Origin of the sequence: Paenibacillus sp. GbtcB18 (assembly GCF_019091125.1) — a bacterium.
Taxonomy (GTDB): Bacteria; Bacillota; Bacilli; order Paenibacillales; family NBRC-103111; genus Paenibacillus_F; species Paenibacillus_F chitinolyticus.
This window is the reverse complement of sequence record NZ_JAGXJX010000985.1, coordinates 1-230: the sequence shown is the minus strand read 5'-3', so window position 1 is coordinate 230 and position 230 is coordinate 1. Positions and strand designations below refer to the sequence as shown.

Genomic DNA, 230 nt, shown 5'->3' with positions numbered 1-230 from the left:
CCATCTGAAGCCCGTAGGCTTCGAAGTCCAGTGCGTGTATGACGGTGAGGCCGTATTCGACGTCCTCGGCCCGTTCCCTCCCGGCATTATCGTTCTCGACCTGATGCTGCCCAAAATGGACGGCCCGCAGGTCTGCCGCAAGCTGCGCAGCCAGAACAATCTCGTTCCCATCATTATGCCCACCGCCAAGCAGGATTTAACGGATAAAAACGCGGGGCTGGATAACGGTG

1 protein-coding gene is annotated in these 230 nt (G+C 58.3%); it reads left to right on the top strand.

The genetic code is table 11. From position 1 onward, the window contains the following. Positions 1-230: response regulator (locus KVT34_RS31470; protein WP_217563416.1), on the top strand; the 230-nt coding region annotated here is incomplete at both ends.